The following is a 14367-nucleotide window of genomic DNA, read 5'->3' as shown; positions in this document are numbered from 1 at the left end:
GGTAAACCTGCCTATGAATTTGTTACCAATTGCGGCAGCGGGATCAGCATCACCAGCTTCAGACCGGCGTGCTCCGCCGGATGGAAGGTGAGTTGGCGATAGCGCAGTGCGCCTTGCTGAGGATGTTCGAACGCTCTTTCGCCGCCTTCGCGCGCCATCACGTCATGTTGCTTCCACCAGTGATTAAAGTCCGCGCTGTTGTGCGTCATGTTGCGCACGAGGGCGCGCATCTCTTCGGTATTTTGATGATGGCTGGTCTCGGCGCGAAACTCGGCCACCACGCGGCGAGCGCGTTCCTCCCAATCGCTGACCAGCGTTTTCGCCAACGGGTGGAAGAACATGAAGTGCAGCAGGTTGGGGCTGTTGGCCACATCCAGCCAGCCGCGGAACAGCGCCGCCGCCTGCGGGTTCCAGGCGACGACGTTCCAGGTCACGTCCAGCAGATAGCAGGGCACCGTCATCTGATGCACGCTCTGCAGCACCGCGTCGTTGGCGGTTTCGCGGTGCGCTTCCTGCTCGGGATCGGCGATGCGCGCCAGGGTAAACAGGTAGTGGCGTTCGGCCGGGCCGAGCCGCAGCGCTTTGGCGATGCGTGCCAGCGTATAGGGGGAAATAGACACCTCGCGGCCCTGTTCGATCCAGGTATACCAGGTGGCGCTGATGCCGCTGATTTGCGCCAGTTCTTCGCGGCGCAGGCCGCTGGTGCGGCGGCGCGAAGAGCTAGGCAGGCCGATCATTTCCGGCGTGATGCGTTCGCGGTGCGCGCGCAGAAATGCGCCGAGGGCTTTTGGCCCGGATAAGGCTTCTGATGACATAGCGTGGTACCTATTTATACCAGGATAACTGCTCATATTGTACCCGTATAGTAGCCTGATTATAGTAGCCGAAAAGCCTTCAGGCACAGGCGCAAGCCGGATAATAACAGGAGCAAACATGAGCAACAGCAACAGCCACAAAAACGCGGTAGACCGGCAGTTCGGCGAGCAGGCCAACGCCTACTTAACCAGCGCGGTACATGCGCAGGGCAAGGATTTGCAACGCCTCGCGCAGTTACTGGCGCCGCATGCCGACGCGCGTCTGCTCGATTTGGGCTGCGGCGCCGGGCACGCCAGCTTCACCGCGGCGGCCAGGGTGGCGCAGGTGGTGGCCTACGATCTGTCGGCGCAAATGCTGGCGGTGGTGAAGCTGGCGGCGGCGGAAAAAGGCCTGGGTAACATTCAGCTGCAGCAAGGCGTGGCGGAGTCTTTGCCGTTTGAGGACGCCAGCTTCGATCTGGTCATCAGCCGCTATTCGGCGCACCACTGGCACGATGTCGGCCAGGCGCTGCGTGAGGTCAGGCGGGTGCTCAAACCGGGCGGCAGAGCGATCTTTATGGACGTGGTCTCGCCGGGGCATCCGCTGCTGGATATCTACCTGCAAACCGTGGAAGTGCTGCGTGATACCTCGCATGTGCGCAACTATGCGCCAGGCGAGTGGCTGGCGTTATTGACCGAAGCCGGGCTGGTGGTGCGTGAGGTGACGTCGGATCGATTGATGCTGGAGTTCGACAGCTGGGTGGCGCGCATGCGCACCCCGGCGCATTTCGTCACCGCGATCCGCGCGCTGCAGCAAAGCGTGTCGCAAGAGGTGGCGGAGCATTTCGCGATTCAGCTGGATGGCTCCTTTACCAGCGATATCATGATGTTTGAAGTGACGAAGGGCTGAAAGCAACGGGGCAGCCGATGAAGGCTGCCCCGTGAAACGCGATCGACTGCGATACGCTTATTTTTTGTCTTCCAGCAGGCAGCGGTAGATCAGGCCGCCGATAATGCCGCCGACCAGCGGCACCAGCCAGAACACCCACAGCTGCTGCAGCGCCCAGGTGCCCTGGAAGATCGCTACGCCGGTGCTGCGCGCCGGGTTAACGGAGGTGTTGGTCACCGGGATGCTGATCAGGTGGATCAGCGTCAGCGTCAGGCCGATCGCCAGCGGGGCAAAGCCTGCCGGCGCGCGCTTGTCGGTTACGCCATGAATAACGATCAGGAAGAAGGCCGTCAGCACCAGCTCAATCACGATGGCTGATTGCAGAGAATAACCGCCCGGTGAGTGTTCGCCGTAACCGTTGGAGGCGAAACCGCCCGCGGTGGCGTCGAAACCGGCTTTGCCGCTGGCGATCAGATACAGCACCGCCGCTGCGGCGATACCGCCGATCACCTGTGCGATCACGTAAGGGATCACGTCTTTCGCCGCGAAACGGCCGCCGGCGAATAAGCCGACGGTGATCGCCGGGTTAAAGTGCCCGCCGGAAATATGGCCGACGGCATAGGCCATCGTCACCACGGTCAGACCGAAAGCGAGCGCGACGCCGAGGAAACCAATACCCAGTTGTGGGAATGCCGCTGCTAATACTGCGCTACCACAACCACCAAACACCAACCAAAATGTGCCAAAAAATTCAGCAAAAAGTCGCTTTGACATAGATTCCATCCTGCGGAATTGACTAACGGGCGTTAGCACTAAAAACTATAGAACAGCTTTTTCAGTTCATGCAGATATTCTATAGAATTTTCTTAATGCACCTTGAATAACGGCGGTATTAAATCCCTGGTATTTTATTTTGTCTATGAGAAAAACACCGTTTTTCGCCGTGTTGACGCGCGTTTGCCGATTTTTTTATCTTTGTTATCAGAATTTACCCTAAGCAAAATGACGGGTTATTTCCGGGCGGTTTTTTCCAGCGGTTTTCTCCATTCAATACGCTCAGGTTAATTGCTAATTTCTATTTGCCAGCCAGCCTTATTGCCTGATGTGCATTTGACGAATTGCCTATTGTCATCTAAGTGTCATGCTAAATTAATATCGTCTTCTGCCTGACAACGCTTCATTTAACCTCGGGTAACAAATATGAAAATAAAATCGCTCTCCCTGCTGTTGGCTTCACTGTTTCCTGTATTGGCCCACGCTGCCGACATTGAGGTGGCGCGTTATGTGGTCGGCTTCCCCGGTGGGGAACGCGTCGCCTATCAGGGGGCGTTCGCCAAGCATTTCCCACAGGGGTTGCCGGTGGGGATCGGCTCCGGGTTGATGTTCAACAAGAAGCAGGGCGACGATTTGGTGCTGACGACGCTGACCGATCGCGGCCCGAATGCCGATGCCCCGGCGGTAGGCAAGCAAGAGGCCAAGATTTTCGCCAATCCGCAATTCACGCCTCTGTTGATGGACATTCGTATCGGCGGCGGCAAGGCCGTGGCCGAGAATGCGCGGCCCTTGCATGACGAAAAAGGGCCGATTAGCGGGCTGCCGCTGCCGAGTGAGCTGATTGGTTCCACGAACGAAGTGGCGTTGAACGACGCGCTGCAACCGCTGTCCGGCGATCGCCGCGGGTTGGATACCGAAGGCATCATCGGTGACGGTAACGGCGGTTATTGGCTGTGCGATGAGTACGGCCCGTTTCTGATCCATGTCGACGGCAAAGGTAAAATCCTCGCCAAATATGGCCCAACGCCGCAGGCCGGCGAGCAGGCGGTGGCGAGCGGGTTACCGAACATCCTGAAGTGGCGCCAGCCTAACCGCGGTTTTGAGGGGCTGACCCGGATGCCGGATGGGCGCATTCTGGCGGCGGTGCAGAGCACGCTGGATGTCGACGGCAAAAGCAAAAACAAGGCGCAGTTTACCCGGCTGGTGAGCTTCGATCCGCGCAGTGGCAAAACCGCGATGTACGGCTATCCCATCGATATCGACAGCTATAAAAAAGCCAAAGACGCCAAAATTGGCGATGTCGTGGCATTGGACAACCAGCGCATCCTGTTGATTGAACAGGGAACCGGTAAAGAAAAGACGATGATCAACAAGATCTATCTGGTGGATCTCGCGCAGGCCAGCGATCTGAGCGCGTTTGACGGCCAGGGTAAAGCGCTGGAGTTCGATGATGCGAAAGATCTGGCTAAACGCGGCGTGAAGCTGGCGCAGAAACGGGAAGTGGCGGATCTGCGTCAGTTGGGTTGGCGCCAGGAGAAAGCGGAAGGGTTGGCGCTGATCGACGATCGCACGCTGGCGGTGATCAATGACAACGATTTCGGCTTGCAGGCCAAGCTGGTGGATGCGTCGCCAAAGAGCAAGAAAATCGGTGACTATCAGCTGGAGAAAGGAGGGCGGTTGAGCCTCGACGGCGACAAAACCGACGCCCGCATCGAATTGCGCCCTCTGGAGCAGCCGGAATCGCTGAGTGAGCTTTGGGTGCTCACCTTGCCGCAACCCTTGAAGTGACCGAGATAGGGGGGGCGATAGCGCCCCCGTCAGACCGTTGACAAAGGAGGAAAAAACGTGGTTTTTCCTCCTTTGTGGCCATCAGCCGAAAATCAATAAATTGATTTTCCTTGTTTTTTATCCGCTGCTCTTTGCAAACCCGGCAATGGCATGAGGTTTGTCATCAATCTCACAGCGGGGGCGATAGCGCCCCCGTTTGTGTCAGGCTTCCGCATGCTGCTGCGGCGCTCTGCCGCGCGAGATGCTCTCCCACACCGCCACCATCACCATGATCAGCGTCGTCAGGCCATTGACCATCAGCAGATCGGTTAAATAGGCGATAGGGGCCAATACCGCCAGCGCCAGCAGCCCAACCAGGTGCGACAGCGGAAAACGGTGATACACCAGCCGTTTGTACAGCGCGTTGGCGAACAGGTAAATCGCCGGGCCGAGCAGCAGCACCGCCGCCGTGGCGTGTTGGATGCGGCCGTCGGGATGGGCGATCACCAGCTCGTTGGCCACGGCGCAGACGATGATCGCCCCCACCAGCGCGACGTGCACATAATGGAAATAAGCGCCCAGTTGGCCGGGGTTTTCCGCCTGGCTGATGGCGTGGCTGCCGGCTTTGCTGCTGGTGTCGAAGTAAACCCACCACATCGCCAGGCTGCCGAGAAAGGCCACCAGCGAGGCGATGAGCACCGGCAGACTCCAGCTTTCCATCTCGCTCAGGGTGGCGCCGGTGATCAGAATGGTTTCTCCCAGCGCTACGATCACGAACAGCTGGCAACGTTCTGCCAGATGGTGGCCTTCGATGGTCCATTCGCTGCTGCTGTCCGAGCGCCCCAGGACCGGTAAACGGAAGCCGAACATCGGCGAGACGTATTCGCACAAGACGGCGATCGCCCACAGCGCCAGGCGGGCATTGCCTTCTGCCAGCCCACCGACGATCCAGAAGACGGCGGAGATGCACAGCCAACCGAGAATGCGGCGAAAGTTTTGTTTTAACGGATGATCGGGCGCCAGCAGGCGTAGCACCGTGACGGAGCGGCCAACCTGAATGGCGACGTAGAACAGCGCGAAGATCAGACCGCGTTCGCCAAACGCCTGTGGCAGCGCGGCGGCGGCGAACAGCCCTAGCAGCATGATCGCGAACAGCAGCAGGCGGATCTGACGGGTATCGGGATTGAACCAGTTGGTGACCCAGGCGGTGTATTGCCAGGCCAGCCAGACGGCGAACCACAGCAGCAGGGTTTCCAGCGCGCCGGTCAGCGTCAGGTGATGCAACAGATAGTGGGAAAGTTGGGTCACGGCGAAAACGTAGATCAGATCGAACAGCAGTTCGGAGAATGAGACCGACGCGCCCTGACCGTCACGCACGCGCAGCAGGTTTTGCGACATAAGCGTTCTTCCTTAAAAGGGTAAGCCACAAAATCAGCGTAGCTCAGCGCGCCTCGGCGGGTAAAAAATCTTAAATAGCGGCGGCGTGCGTTCTTTCTTTCGCCCTGTCTTTAATTGTTCATCAAATAGGGGTAAGGTGAACTCAATAAAGTCATTCCTGCCTGAAAATACACACTCGCACTCATATCCTCCTTATTCTCCTCACAATGATTGATGTTCTTTACGTTGCATGACGTCCGTTTTCATTGGCTAGCGGATAATTAACATCACTGACAACGAGCTAATAAACAAGAACACCTGGAGTCAATCATGAAACTTATCCCAAGCATCGCAGCCGTATTGATCGCCGCCGCTTCCTTCTCCACTTTCGCCGCGCCGCTGTCGTCGGTGAAACAGGTCAACAGCGAGCAGGCCGCCAATCTGCAAAGCATCGGCGTCGTGTCGGTTTCCGGCATTAGCGGCTCACCGCATGACGCCATCACCGCCCTGAAAGAAAAAGCCGCGGCGGACGGCGCCAGCCATTACCGCATTATCGGCCTGGACACCCCCGGGGACTCCAGTAACTGGCGCGGCAATGCGGAAATTTATCGCTAAGCGTTGATTGTTACTCTCTGGCCACGGAAACGTGGCCAATAAAATAAACGGTCGTAATAATTATCTGAACAGTCGGCGCATAAACGGCTTATTTTCAGGTCATTATTACGACCGTTTTTCTTTGTGCCGTCGTGGCTGAGGTCGCATTTTATTACAACTGTGTCTGCCGCTTTCGGAATCATGTTAATGATTACTTAAGAAATTCGGCTCACATTGGGGGCTTAACCCAAGGAGGCCTCAATGTTAAATGCGACCCGGCTGCAACTGATGAATCACTTCGCTTACTTGCAGCAATTTATGGCTTCACCGCGCACCGTCGGTACGCTGGCGCCTTCTTCCCCGTGGCTGTGCCAGGCGATGCTGAACCAGATTGAATGGACCCGTGCGCTGTCGATCGCGGAGCTGGGCGCGGCGGACGGCGTACTGACCAAACGCATCCTGGGGCGGATGCGCGCCGATGCGGCGCTGGAGGCTTTCGAAATTCAACCGCATTTCGTGCATCGGCTGCGGGGAATAGACGATCGGCGGCTGCAGGTGATGCCCCATTCGGCGACCCAAATGGCCACGGATTACGACGTGGTGTTTTCCTGCCTGCCGCTGCTGTCGATCCCGGTCAGGATCAGCGTGCGCATTCTTCAGCAGGCCCGGCAGCGGCTGCTGGCGCGCAACGGCACGCTGGTGTTGTTTCAATACAGCCACCTGTCGGAAAAATTGCTGTCCCGCTATTTTCACTGGAAGCGCCTGCGGGTGGTGCGCAACTTCCCGCCGGCGCTGGTGTATGTTTGTACGCCGCGTTAGCTACAGCGTTTTCGCCATTACTACCACTTCTTCGTCATGCTGCCGCCGGCGTTCCACGGGATGCCAACCCCAGCCGGCGTACAGCGCTTCCGATTTGTCGGTGATGAGATGCAAAACCGAGTGATGGCGTTGCCGCGCCGCCTCGACGATGGCCATCTCAAGACGGTGGGCGATGCCCTTGCGGCGGTGATCGGGATGCACGAAGACGCCGGCCAGCCATGGGGTGAGATCCTGGCGCTGATGATCGTCGCTGGGCCACAGGCTGGCCATGCCCACCGGACGATCGCCGTCGATCATCATCAGCGTCAGGTGATCGTCGCTTGGCCGGCTGCAGTGGGCGAAGCGCAACTGGGTGCGCTCCAGCGAACCGCCGCGCTGTGAGCCCCATTGGCCGAAGGCCCAGGCGGCGCACACATCGGCAAACTGCGGGCACTCCGACAGCGGAATGATGCGTTGAGTCATGGAGGTCTCCCGGTTTTTAGCTGTTTCCCCGTTCTATTTAACCGATTTCCCCGCCATTTTTTTAACTTTTTAAAGCCGTTATTTTAGCGGTTTCGCCGTGTTTGCCGCGCGCCCGGCGCCGTTTCCCGGATTTCTTTTGGCAATCGCGGCGTGGGATTGCAAGTGTTAATGAGAGTGATTATCATGCGCACATTATTTCCCCCGTTTCGGCTCAATCATGCGCAATTCCCTCATTTTACTGCTGCTTTCTCTGTGGTTCGGCGTGTTCTCCGCCCAGGCGAAGACGGTGACCGATATCACCGGCCGTCAGGTTGTGGTGCCGGACAATCCGCAGCGCATCGTGGTGGGGGAGAGCCGCATGTTGTATACGCTGGCGCTGCTGGAGCCGGGCAACCCGGCGCAGCGCATCGTCGGCTGGCCGGCGGATCTGGCGCGTTTCGATGCGCAAAGCTGGCAACGCTATACGCAGAAGTTCCCGCAGATCGCCGCGATCCCCATTATCAGCGGCAATAATTTCCGCCAGGTCAACATCGAAAGCCTGCTGCAGCTGAAGCCGGATCTGGTGATCCTGGCGCGCTACGCGCGTGAAGACGGTGACAACGATCTGCTGGTTTCCGCGCTGAACAAGGCCGGTGTGGCGGTGATCTACGTCGATCTGCGTATCGATCTGCTGAACAACACCGTGCCGAGCGTGCGGCTGCTGGGCGAAGTGCTCAATCGCCAGCAGCGCGCCGAGCAGTTCATCGCGTTTTATCAGCAGCATATGGCGGTGATTCAGCAACGCCTGGCGAGCTATCAGGGGGCGAAGCCCAAAGTGATGCTGCACCTGCATCTGGGGCGGCGCGATACCTGTTGCACCACCGCCGCACACGGCAACCTTGGCGATCTGCTGACCTTCGCCGGCGGCGACAACATCGCCAACGCCAGCGTCAAAGGGGTGTATGGCGAACTGAACCCGGAAACCATTCTGAGCGCCAATCCCGACGTATACCTCGCCACCGGCATGGCCGGCCCGCAAGGCAAACGGCTGTCCGATCTGAGCCTCGGGCCGCAGGTCAGCCCACAGGAGGCCGCCGACAGCTTCCGCCGGCTGATCGCCAAACAGCCGATGCTGGCCAGCCTGCAGGCGGTGAAAAACCACCGCGCCTGGAGCGTCTGGCACAACTTTTACCTCAGCCCGTACCACGTGGTGCTGGTCGAGGTATTCGCCAAAGCGTTTTACCCGGATCTGTTCGCCGACATCAACCCGCAGCAGACCTTCCAACAGCTGTATCAGCAGTTTTTACCGTTACCTTTTTCAGGGACCTATTGGAGTCAGTTAGATAATGAATAACAACAAGCGCGGCTGGTGGTGCGCATTGCCTTTGGCGGCCTGCGCAACATTGCCGACGTGGGCGGCGGAAAAAGTCGCGTCGAAAGAAGAAAGCCTGACGGTGATTGGCCGCAAAGACGCCGACGGTGTGCAGAGCTATCAGCCGTTGACCAGCGTCACCGGCACCCGCAGCGAAACCAACCTGCTGAATGTGCCGCAGGCGATCGACGTGGTGCCGCAGCAGGTGATTACCGATCAGGCGGTCAGCAGCCTGGACGAAGCGCTGTACAACGTCAGCGGCATTACCCAGGCCAACACGCTGGGCGGCACTCAGGACGCGGTCATGAAACGCGGCTTTGGCGACAACCGCGACGGCTCTATTCTGCGCGATGGCGTGCGCTCGGTGCAGGCTCGCAACTTTACGCCAACCACCGAGCGGGTGGAGGTGCTCAAGGGGCCGGCCTCGATGCTGTATGGCATGGGCGAGCCGGGCGGGATGATCAATATGATCACCAAAAAGCCCCAGCTGCAGCAACATACCCACGTGGAAGGCTGGGGCAGCAGCTTCAACGGCGGCGGCGGCCAGCTCGACGTTACCGGGCCGCTCGGCACGTCGGGATTCGCCTATCGCATGATCGTCGATCACGATGAAACCGACTACTGGCGCAACTTCGGCCGCAACCGCCAGACGGTGATCGCGCCCTCGCTGATGTGGTACGGCGAGAACACCACCGTGCGCTTGGCCTACGAGCATATGGAATATCTGGTGCCGTTCGATCGCGGCACCATTATCGATTCACGCACCGGCAAACCGGTGAATACGCCGCGCGATCGCCGTTTCGACGAAGCTTATAATGCTACCCGCGGCGATCAGGACAGCATTACCCTGCAGATCGATCAAACGCTCAACGAGCGCTGGAAAAGCTCGCTGACCTACGCCTACAGCCGCAACAGCTACAGCGACAACCAGGCGCGCGCCACGGCGCTGAACCCGGTGACCGGCGCATTGAGCCGCCAGGCCGACTCGACAGCCCATGCCGTCAGCCACGCCAACGCGGTGCAGCTGACGCTCAATGGCGATGTGGACTGGGGTAGCATCAACCACCAGATGCTGTTCGGCTTTGATTTTGAAGATAACCGTACCTACCGCGGCGACATGATCCGCGGTAAAAAGAACAGCGATTTCAATATCTATCATCCGGTATACGGCCTGATGCCGCCGTCGACCGCGGTCAGCGCCAAAGACAGCGACCAGCGGGAAAACCTCACCAGCTACGGTTGGTTTATGCAGGATTCTATCCAATTGACCGATAAATGGCTGGTGATGGGTGGGCTGCGTTACGATGCTTTCGACGTCTATGCCGGCAAGGGGCGGCCGTTCCAGACCAACACCGACAGCTCGGACGGCAAGCTGGTGCCGCGCGCCGGGGTGGTCTACAAGCTGACGCCTTACGTGTCGCTGTACAGCAGCTATACCGAGTCGTTCAAGCCGAACTCTTCCATCGCCACCCAAATTGATTCGCTGCCGCCGGAGCAGGGCAAGTCGTGGGAAGTCGGCGGCAAGCTGGCGTTGCCGAACGGCGTTACCGGCACACTGGCGCTGTTCGACATTACCAAGCGTAACGTCATGGTCAATGAGCTGGTGGAGGGCGAAACCGTGACGCGCACCGCCGGGCGCGTGCGTTCGCAGGGCGTGGAGCTGGACGTGGCCGGCAATCTCACCGACTCGCTGAGCCTGATCGGTTCCTATGCGTATACCGACGCCCGCGTGGTGGACGATCCGGACAACAAGGGGAAAGAGATGACCAACGTGGCGCGCCATACCGCCTCGCTGTTCCTGACCCAGAACCTCGGCAGCCTGGGCCTGTACAGCGGAGATGAGGTGCGTATCGGCGCCGGCGCGCGCTACGTGGGCCGGCGCCCGGGCGACGCCGCCAACAGCTTCTACCTGGATAACTACACCGTTGCCGATGCGTTCGCCGCTTACACCATGCCGATCAACGGCTATCGGGTTAAATGGCAGCTGAACGTGAAGAACCTGTTCGATAAAACCTACTATCCGTCCAGCGGTGGCAATCTGCGCGTGGCGGTGGGAGAGCCGCGTGAGGTGGTGCTGCGCGGCAGTATCGATTTCTGAGCCACGGGCGGTGGAATTTGTTTAAATAACCGCCCCAACGTTAAGGAGAACTCATGAGCCTGCAGATCCGTTTGGCGCAGCAGCGAGATATCGCGCATCTGATGGCGGTTGAACGTTCGGCGGCGCAGCTGTTTCGCCAGCAGCCGGAATGGCGCTTTATCGCCGAAGGCGAGGTGATGGCCCCGAAACAGCACGCCGCGTTTATCGCCGAGCGCCGTGAATGGCTGGCGGAAAGCGACAACGGTGAGTGCGCCGGTTTTATCGCCGTGTTGGCTCAGGGGGAAGACTGGCATGTCGCCGAATTATCGGTCGCCGCTGCCTGGCAACGGCAGGGCGTCGGCCGCCGCCTGATCGGCGCGGTGGTGGAAGAAGCCAAACGGCAGGGCGCCACTCGCCTGACGCTCACCACCTTCATTGATGTGCCGTGGAATGCGCCCTACTACCGGCGGCTGGGATTCCGGCCGCTCGACGACGCGCGGCTCACGGTCGCCCTGCGGCGGCACCTGGATGAGGATCTGGCGCACGGCTTTGCCGTCGGCAGTCGCTGTGCCATGGAATTTACACTATCGTAAATATTGAAATACAGAGCGGGCAGGGTATGATGCAGCCACCACGCCATCGCACCCGCTCGGTATTTTGGTATGCAATGCACTCAAGTCACCGCATAAGGGACAACCCGTAATGACACAAACCCTGTTCATGATAGGCGCTCGCGGAGCCGGCAAGACCACGGTAGGCAGCGCATTGGCGCTGGCGTTGGGCTATCAGTTTGTCGATACCGATCTGTTTATGCAGCAAGCGGTACAGATGAGCGTGGCGGAAATGGTCGAGCGCGAGGGCTGGCTGGGGTTCCGTCGCCGCGAAACCATCGCGTTGCAAACCGTGACCAAACCGTCAACTGTAGTTGCCACCGGTGGCGGCGCGATCCTGGCGGAAGAGAACCGTCAGTTTATGCGCCAGCATGGCACCGTTATCTATCTGCGCGCGCCGGCCAGCGTGTTGGCGCAGCGGTTGGAAGAGTACCCGGAAGATGCGCAGCGCCCGACGCTCACCGGCAGGCCGATCGCCGAAGAGATGCTCGAGGTGCTGGCGGCGCGTGAAGCGCTGTATCAGGACGCCGCGCATTACGTGATGGACGGCGCCGCCGATCCGCAGCGGGTGGTGGAGCAAATCCTCGCGGTGCTGCCGCGTGAGACGGTGAAATAACCCTTTCTTCTCTTCGGGCGCTGGGCGCCCGTTTTCCTATTCCGTTTGCCGAGCGGCCGCAAAGTACGCGCCGGGCGTGACGCCGAAGCGGCGGCGAAAGGCGGCGATATAGGCGCTGACGTTGTCATAGCCACAGGCGTCGGCCACCTCGCCGACCGCTGCGCCGCGTGATAATCCCTCCAGTGAACGCAATACCCGCGCCTGCTGGCGCCACAGCGCAAAGCTGATGCCGGTTTCCTGCTGAAAGCGGCGGCTCAGGGTGCGCGGGCTGAGCCCGGCCCAGGCTGCCCAGTCGCGCTGGCTGCGCAGGCTGGCGGGATCGTTCAGCAGCGCCCGGGCGATGTTCAGCAACCGGGCGTCCTGCGGCAGCGGCAATTGCAACGGCGCGCGGCTTGCCGCATGCATTTCGTCCAGCAGCACCTGCAGCAGCCGCCGTTGCGGCGCACTCAGCGGGCCGGCGGGGAACTGCGCGATGCGCTCCACCAGGGCCTGCAACAGCGCAGAGGCCGTGAACAGCTGCGGCTGCGGCGGCATCTCCGGCACGCTTTCCAGCGGCAGATACAAACTCCAGCCCGCCACGTCGCCGCAGGCCAGCGCCTGATGGGCGCATCCCGGCGGCAGCCAGCCCAGCGTACCGCCGGTGATCGCCCATTGCCGGCCCGGGAGTTCCATTGCCAGCATGCCGCGCGTCAAGAGATAGATCTGGCCGCCTTCGTGCCGGTGCCAGGGCGTCAGGTGCTTTTTTTCATGCTGAAGGCGTTGGCTGCGGATCTGCGTCATGTTGGCCGTTTAACGTTATTGAAAGTCTTGATGTGGTTATTATGCCATCGCCTGGCCGGGATAGGATCGCCGTTCACCCTATTTCGGAGAAACGTGATGACTCAAGTTACCCCACTGAACCTGGTGCTCGATACGCTGCAGCAGGTCGTCGCCAGCCCGGAGCATCGGCCGACGCAGCTCGCTGCCCGTTTCAGCGCAGACTACCGCCAGCAGGTGGATGGCAAGGTGCTGAACTTCGAGCAGTTTGAGCAACATATGGCGCTGCTGAAACGGCAAACCCGCCGCATGACGCTGAGCGTGATCGCGGCGGCGGAGCAGGGCGAGGCAGTGCTGACCCACCATCTGGTCGAGGTGGAAAAGCGCGACGGTACCCGCAGCCGCGTGCGGGTGCTGGCGCACTTCACCGTGCGTGAAGGCCGCATTTGCGCCTGCGACGAACTGACCGAGCTGTTGGCGGGCGCCCCCGGCGATCGCGATCTTGGCTCGCGCGTGCCGGAATGAGGGCGGCTGCTATACTTGCTACTGTGTGAAACACACGGGAGAACGGCATGCGCGAAAATGATCAACCTGCTTATCCACGGAGCGCCCGCGTCGTTGAGGTGTTTCGGGGCGACCCGAACCTGCATCTGCGCCGTTTTGAAGTGCGCACCGACGACATTGAGCCGAATACGCTGCTCAGTGAACATGAAACCGAGCAGGAAGCGCTCGACGCCAAGCACCGCTATGAAGACGAGGCGCTAGAGCTCTGACCTGCTGCACAGCGGAAACCGGCGCCAGGCCGGTTTCCTGTTTATCCCCCCGCGTTAGCATATATTTCCCAGAACAATATTGATAATGATAATCATTTATGTGATTTTTATCGCCCCTATTGGGTGTTTCACTTCTGGGAAAAGAGATGTCCAATTCCGAGTTGCAGGCGCTGTTTCTGCGCCATATGCGGCCGCTGCAAGCCTATTTGAACGCCAAACTGCGCGACCCTCAGCTGGCCGCGGATTTGGCGCAGGAAAGTTTTACCCGCCTTACCGAGCAATATCCGCAGGGTAACATTCTCGATATCGAAGCCTACCTGTACAAAACCGCCAAAAACCTGATGCTCGACCATGTGCGCCAGCAGCAGCGGCGGCAGACCGAAGCGGTCGAAGACGACATTCTGGCGCAGTATCCCTCCAGTGAACCGGCGCTTGAACAACGGGCGATCGATAGCCAATTGCTGCAGCTGTTGCAGCAGGCGCTAGCGGACATGCCGCCGCGCACGCAGCAAATTTTCCGCCTTAACCGGCTCGATGGCCTGACCCAGGCGCAGGTGGCGGCGCAGCTGGGCGTGTCGCTCAGTACGGTGGAAAAACACCTGGCCAGCGCGCTCGAGCGGCTGATGGCGCGGATGGAAGAACAATAATGGCAATTTTTTTACGGGTTTATCCGCGCTCAGACGTCTTAACCTATAACCAGAAAAAAC

At 59.7% G+C, this 14367-nt stretch carries 16 protein-coding genes; 11 read left to right on the top strand and 5 right to left on the bottom strand.

Annotated elements, in window-relative coordinates; all coding sequences use genetic code 11:
• Positions 1-11 precede the first annotated feature (11 nt).
• Complete coding sequence (locus ACJ8J5_RS21815; protein WP_414104804.1) at positions 12-815, bottom strand: helix-turn-helix transcriptional regulator; 804 nt, start codon at positions 813-815, stop codon at positions 12-14.
• 118 nt (positions 816-933) lie between these two features.
• Here ACJ8J5_RS21815 and ACJ8J5_RS21810 point away from each other — a divergent pair, with 118 nt between their 5' ends.
• On the top strand, positions 934-1704 hold the full coding sequence (locus ACJ8J5_RS21810; protein WP_193402555.1) for a class I SAM-dependent methyltransferase: 771 nt from the start codon (positions 934-936) through the stop codon (positions 1702-1704).
• Positions 1705-1761: 57 nt separating this feature from the next.
• On the opposite strand, the gene aqpZ is transcribed toward ACJ8J5_RS21810, so the two are convergent.
• Positions 1762-2457, bottom strand: a complete 696-nt coding sequence (aqpZ, locus tag ACJ8J5_RS21805; RefSeq protein WP_025301712.1) for an aquaporin Z — start codon at positions 2455-2457, stop codon at positions 1762-1764.
• Between the two features lie 426 nt (positions 2458-2883).
• Here aqpZ and ACJ8J5_RS21800 point away from each other — a divergent pair, with 426 nt between their 5' ends.
• Positions 2884-4245: an esterase-like activity of phytase family protein gene (locus ACJ8J5_RS21800; protein ID WP_089195575.1), complete on the top strand. Its 1362-nt coding sequence runs from the start codon at positions 2884-2886 to the stop codon at positions 4243-4245.
• 201 nt (positions 4246-4446) lie between these two features.
• Here the strand turns inward: ACJ8J5_RS21800 and ACJ8J5_RS21795 are convergent, their stop codons facing one another.
• On the bottom strand, positions 4447-5622 hold the full coding sequence (locus ACJ8J5_RS21795) for a low temperature requirement protein A (RefSeq protein WP_043135588.1): 1176 nt from the start codon (positions 5620-5622) through the stop codon (positions 4447-4449).
• Between the two features lie 309 nt (positions 5623-5931).
• Here ACJ8J5_RS21795 and ACJ8J5_RS21790 point away from each other — a divergent pair, with 309 nt between their 5' ends.
• Together ACJ8J5_RS21790 and ACJ8J5_RS21785 are read left to right on the top strand one after the other, a co-directional pair.
• Positions 5932-6216: a YdgH/BhsA/McbA-like domain containing protein gene (locus tag ACJ8J5_RS21790; RefSeq protein WP_004940519.1), complete on the top strand. Its 285-nt coding sequence runs from the start codon at positions 5932-5934 to the stop codon at positions 6214-6216.
• Between the two features lie 240 nt (positions 6217-6456).
• Positions 6457-7014 (top strand): class I SAM-dependent methyltransferase, encoded by a 558-nt coding sequence (locus tag ACJ8J5_RS21785; RefSeq protein ID WP_025301715.1) that lies wholly within the window; start codon positions 6457-6459, stop codon positions 7012-7014.
• Here the strand turns inward: ACJ8J5_RS21785 and ACJ8J5_RS21780 are convergent, their stop codons facing one another.
• Positions 7015-7476 (bottom strand): GNAT family N-acetyltransferase, encoded by a 462-nt coding sequence (locus tag ACJ8J5_RS21780; protein ID WP_025301716.1) that lies wholly within the window; start codon positions 7474-7476, stop codon positions 7015-7017.
• Between the two features lie 217 nt (positions 7477-7693).
• Here ACJ8J5_RS21780 and ACJ8J5_RS21775 point away from each other — a divergent pair, with 217 nt between their 5' ends.
• From ACJ8J5_RS21775 to aroL, 4 genes are all read left to right on the top strand, one after another.
• Positions 7694-8809, top strand: coding sequence for an ABC transporter substrate-binding protein (locus ACJ8J5_RS21775; protein WP_404758827.1), 1116 nt, complete (start codon positions 7694-7696; stop codon positions 8807-8809).
• Complete coding sequence (locus ACJ8J5_RS21770; RefSeq protein ID WP_197770062.1) at positions 8802-10925, top strand: TonB-dependent siderophore receptor; 2124 nt, start codon at positions 8802-8804, stop codon at positions 10923-10925. The genes ACJ8J5_RS21775 and ACJ8J5_RS21770 overlap by 8 nt, the downstream gene beginning before the upstream one ends.
• 53 nt (positions 10926-10978) lie before the next feature.
• The gene (locus tag ACJ8J5_RS21765; RefSeq protein WP_049206222.1) at positions 10979-11497 is read left to right on the top strand and encodes a GNAT family N-acetyltransferase; all 519 of its coding nucleotides are present in this window, start codon (positions 10979-10981) and stop codon (positions 11495-11497) included.
• Positions 11498-11606: 109 nt separating this feature from the next.
• Positions 11607-12131, top strand: coding sequence for a shikimate kinase AroL (gene aroL, locus ACJ8J5_RS21760; protein ID WP_025301720.1), 525 nt, complete (start codon positions 11607-11609; stop codon positions 12129-12131).
• A gap of 36 nt (positions 12132-12167) precedes the next feature.
• On the opposite strand, the gene ACJ8J5_RS21755 is transcribed toward aroL, so the two are convergent.
• Positions 12168-12911 (bottom strand): helix-turn-helix domain-containing protein, encoded by a 744-nt coding sequence (locus ACJ8J5_RS21755; protein ID WP_414104803.1) that lies wholly within the window; start codon positions 12909-12911, stop codon positions 12168-12170.
• Between the two features lie 96 nt (positions 12912-13007).
• Here ACJ8J5_RS21755 and ACJ8J5_RS21750 point away from each other — a divergent pair, with 96 nt between their 5' ends.
• The 3 genes from ACJ8J5_RS21750 (at position 13008) to ACJ8J5_RS21740 (ending at position 14307) form a co-directional block, all read left to right on the top strand.
• On the top strand, positions 13008-13412 hold the full coding sequence (locus tag ACJ8J5_RS21750) for a nuclear transport factor 2 family protein (protein ID WP_043135601.1): 405 nt from the start codon (positions 13008-13010) through the stop codon (positions 13410-13412).
• A 47-nt stretch (positions 13413-13459) separates the two neighbouring features.
• Entirely contained in the window at positions 13460-13660 is a 201-nt protein-coding gene (locus tag ACJ8J5_RS21745) for a YaiA family protein (RefSeq protein ID WP_004940491.1), read from the top strand.
• A 146-nt stretch (positions 13661-13806) separates the two neighbouring features.
• Positions 13807-14307, top strand: coding sequence for an RNA polymerase sigma factor (locus ACJ8J5_RS21740; protein ID WP_197770066.1), 501 nt, complete (start codon positions 13807-13809; stop codon positions 14305-14307).
• The last annotated feature ends 60 nt before the right edge of the window (positions 14308-14367 follow it).

This window comes from Serratia sp. CY43202, from assembly GCF_052168755.1.
GTDB lineage: Bacteria > Pseudomonadota > Gammaproteobacteria > Enterobacterales > Enterobacteriaceae > Serratia > Serratia bockelmannii.
The sequence above is the reverse complement of the archived record's forward strand: the minus strand, read 5'-3'. Positions and strand labels throughout refer to the sequence as shown.

Bases quoted from the DNA above. Each gene is read 5' to 3' on its own strand.
- ACJ8J5_RS21780 (WP_025301716.1), bottom strand. From the start codon at position 7,476: ATGACTCAACGCATCATTCCGCTGTCGGAGTGCCCGCAGTTTGCCGAT.
- ACJ8J5_RS21810 (WP_193402555.1), top strand. From the start codon at position 934: ATGAGCAACAGCAACAGCCACAAAAACGCGGTAGACCGGCAGTTCGGC.
- ACJ8J5_RS21790 (WP_004940519.1), top strand. From the start codon at position 5,932: ATGAAACTTATCCCAAGCATCGCAGCCGTATTGATCGCCGCCGCTTCC.
- ACJ8J5_RS21815 (WP_414104804.1), bottom strand. From the start codon at position 815: ATGTCATCAGAAGCCTTATCCGGGCCAAAAGCCCTCGGCGCATTTCTG.
- aqpZ (WP_025301712.1), bottom strand. From the start codon at position 2,457: ATGTCAAAGCGACTTTTTGCTGAATTTTTTGGCACATTTTGGTTGGTG.
- ACJ8J5_RS21755 (WP_414104803.1), bottom strand. From the start codon at position 12,911: ATGACGCAGATCCGCAGCCAACGCCTTCAGCATGAAAAAAAGCACCTG.
- ACJ8J5_RS21745 (WP_004940491.1), top strand. From the start codon at position 13,460: ATGCGCGAAAATGATCAACCTGCTTATCCACGGAGCGCCCGCGTCGTT.
- ACJ8J5_RS21770 (WP_197770062.1), top strand. From the start codon at position 8,802: ATGAATAACAACAAGCGCGGCTGGTGGTGCGCATTGCCTTTGGCGGCC.
- ACJ8J5_RS21800 (WP_089195575.1), top strand. From the start codon at position 2,884: ATGAAAATAAAATCGCTCTCCCTGCTGTTGGCTTCACTGTTTCCTGTA.
- ACJ8J5_RS21785 (WP_025301715.1), top strand. From the start codon at position 6,457: ATGTTAAATGCGACCCGGCTGCAACTGATGAATCACTTCGCTTACTTG.
- ACJ8J5_RS21795 (WP_043135588.1), bottom strand. From the start codon at position 5,622: ATGTCGCAAAACCTGCTGCGCGTGCGTGACGGTCAGGGCGCGTCGGTC.
- ACJ8J5_RS21775 (WP_404758827.1), top strand. From the start codon at position 7,694: ATGCGCAATTCCCTCATTTTACTGCTGCTTTCTCTGTGGTTCGGCGTG.
- ACJ8J5_RS21765 (WP_049206222.1), top strand. From the start codon at position 10,979: ATGAGCCTGCAGATCCGTTTGGCGCAGCAGCGAGATATCGCGCATCTG.
- ACJ8J5_RS21750 (WP_043135601.1), top strand. From the start codon at position 13,008: ATGACTCAAGTTACCCCACTGAACCTGGTGCTCGATACGCTGCAGCAG.
- ACJ8J5_RS21740 (WP_197770066.1), top strand. From the start codon at position 13,807: ATGTCCAATTCCGAGTTGCAGGCGCTGTTTCTGCGCCATATGCGGCCG.
- aroL (WP_025301720.1), top strand. From the start codon at position 11,607: ATGACACAAACCCTGTTCATGATAGGCGCTCGCGGAGCCGGCAAGACC.